The organism is Desulfurococcus sp., from assembly GCF_049970475.1.
GTDB classification, from domain to species: domain Archaea; phylum Thermoproteota; class Thermoprotei_A; order Sulfolobales; family Desulfurococcaceae; genus Desulfurococcus; species Desulfurococcus amylolyticus.
Window position 1 is genome coordinate 1 of sequence record NZ_JBMFMW010000135.1, and the last position, 2,347, is coordinate 2,347.

General features: G+C 43.9%; 4 protein-coding genes. 2 read left to right on the forward strand and 2 right to left on the reverse strand.

The annotated features are described in order from the left end of the window. Nucleotides 1-88 precede the first annotated feature (88 nt). A complete protein-coding gene (locus ACP5N5_RS06665) occupies nucleotides 89-214 on the reverse strand; it encodes a hypothetical protein (RefSeq protein ID WP_428134327.1) in 126 nt (41 codons plus the stop codon). Further along, complete coding sequence (locus ACP5N5_RS06670) at nucleotides 204-596, reverse strand: magnesium-dependent phosphatase-1 (protein ID WP_428134332.1); 393 nt, start codon at nucleotides 594-596, stop codon at nucleotides 204-206. The genes ACP5N5_RS06665 and ACP5N5_RS06670 overlap by 11 nt, the downstream gene beginning before the upstream one ends. 81 nt (nucleotides 597-677) lie before the next feature. Between ACP5N5_RS06670 and ACP5N5_RS06675 the strand changes: the two genes are divergently transcribed. Next, on the forward strand, nucleotides 678-1,877 hold the full coding sequence (locus ACP5N5_RS06675; RefSeq protein ID WP_428134335.1) for an MFS transporter: 1,200 nt from the start codon (nucleotides 678-680) through the stop codon (nucleotides 1,875-1,877). Between the two features lie 76 nt (nucleotides 1,878-1,953). Then, entirely contained in the window at nucleotides 1,954-2,214 is a 261-nt protein-coding gene (locus ACP5N5_RS06680) for a TIGR00304 family membrane protein (protein WP_232216732.1), read from the forward strand. Nucleotides 2,215-2,347: the final 133 nt, after the last annotated feature.

Genomic DNA, 2,347 nt, shown 5'->3' on the forward strand with positions numbered 1-2,347 from the left:
GGTGTTAAAAGTAATTGAAACCAATTAAAAGTACCGCGGGTGGGGAGACGCTCTACACTAATCCCTAAAACATTGTTTTTATCTCTTATCACCTTTTCTCCAGCTTAAGCCATTGCTCTATAAGGTTTACACACTCATGGATGCTTCTACAGGTGGACCAGGCCTTAATGTACAGTAGATTACCCAGCGCTTTCCTCGTGTCGTCAAGGTGCATTTCCCTGCGATGTATATAATGGATGCTCCACCCAAGCACCTGCTTTTCTCCTTAATGATCTAAGTATTTTGAGAGCCATGGATGCTTTATCCGGGTGGTACTCTATCGCATTATAGTGAAACAGCTTATCAACCTCCATTACCTTCAATGCTTCGAGAGTTTTCTCAGGCATATTCCAGCTGAGGGTTGAAGTGATGAAGCCATGGCTTAAAGCATATCTAAGTATCTCTAGTGCCACGGTATTCAATCTAACCTTTTCACCAAGTGAATCAGTGAACTCTAGCTCGGAGACCCTTTTAAACGGAGGGTTGAGAACGGATGTGTCGTCGTGATCCCAAAGAGTGCCATCGAGATCCATGAATAATATGATGCATTGATCCATTCATGTCCACTGTTTAACAGTGTTTTTTAAAAAATGTATAGATTTAAATCCACCGCCCCTACCTATATTAGGGTGTGACCCATGGATGCTTTCAGTAAGAGAATAAGGGTTATCATTGTTTTACTGGCTGCATATGTATTGGTCTACTTCCATAGAACTATGACGGGAGTAATGAAGCCGGAGATAGATTACTACTCGGGGTACTACGGTGTAAATGCTGAACTATTGCTGGCTATAATGTCCTCCGCTTACTTCTACGGGTATGCTGCGAGCCAGTTCTTCACGGGACCCTTGATCGATTATTACGGTGTTAAACGCATTGGATCAATAATGCTTACAATGCTTGGGGTTGGCACAGTATTAATGAGTGTGCCGAGCCCTAATACGCTTGTAGCCGGGCGTCTTCTAATCGGTATATCCGCGAGCGTCGTGTTTCTATCATACATGAGGTCCGCCGCGCTTAGCTTTAAGATAAGCTACCAAGGGAGGCTATCCTCTTACGCGTTATTCGCTGGCAGTATAAGTACGATAGCCGCTACATACCCTCTCCGGCTAATGCTTAATAGTATTGGCCTCTCATCAACATACATTATACTAGCGCTTTTAGCATTCACGCTAGCACTCCTAACATATCTTACATCAAGCGATATAGGGGGGAAGAAAAAGGATAGCTCTTTCCTGAAGCAAGCCTCATTAATAGGTAGTATTGCTAGGAATCCACATAGCTGGGGCGTTGGAATAGCTTCTGTAGCATCATATGGACTTGGATTAGCGTATCAATCTACATGGGGCCAGATACATCTCAGTAAAGTATTCCTACTTGGCAAGGAGGATGTCAGCATTTACTTAATGGTATTGGCAATGGTTTTCGCGGTATCATGCATACCAACCGGCTATTTAAGCGATAAATTCAAGAGGAGGAAGCCGTTCCTAATAGCGGCGACCATTACATCGGCCGCTGCATGGATCCTCATGTATCTATCCAGTATAAGCCGTGATAGAAATATTTTACTAGTTGCATTAATCTTTCTCGGGGTATCCCAGGGTCTTCACATTGTTGCACCAACCATGGCGAAGGAGTACTATGACCCGAAGATATCGGGCACGAGCGTGGCATTCTTCAACATAGTTTTATTCACCGGTATTGCAGTGCTTCAATCAGTTCTAAGCATGATAGACCCCACTGTATCAGTAATAATTAATATCTTGATAGCATTCATCGGTATACTCGCATCAACCATACTGGCCAAGGAGACGTATCTATACGAGAAAATAGTTTAAGCAGGCCCACTTGTTTTTTTATTAACCCACATTAACCTATGGATTAATAGGTGCCGGATTTAAGCGGTGCTACATGATGATGGCGTTACTGGTGTTCTTCATTGGATTACTGGTCTTTATCGTAGGTATAGTCCTCGCTGTGATCGCAGCCTTACTCCAGGGAGCCCGGGGAAACGAGGGTGGAATGAGTGGCGGTGCTGTAATAGTGATAGGCCCCATCCCCATAGTGATAGGGAGTGATAGGGAAGCAGGTAAGACGCTAATGATTTTAGCGATAATACTATCGCTTATAGCGTTCCTACTATTTCTAATCCCCTATATATTAAGGGTGATGTAGAGTGTCAGTGCTTGCGAGGATGGCGAACTTATTAATGCTCCTAGGGATAGTATTAATGATGCTGTCAATAGTGTTCTTCACGCTTGAATCATTTAAAGACGCCGGCACTGGCACGGTGTCTGGAGGGGGATGC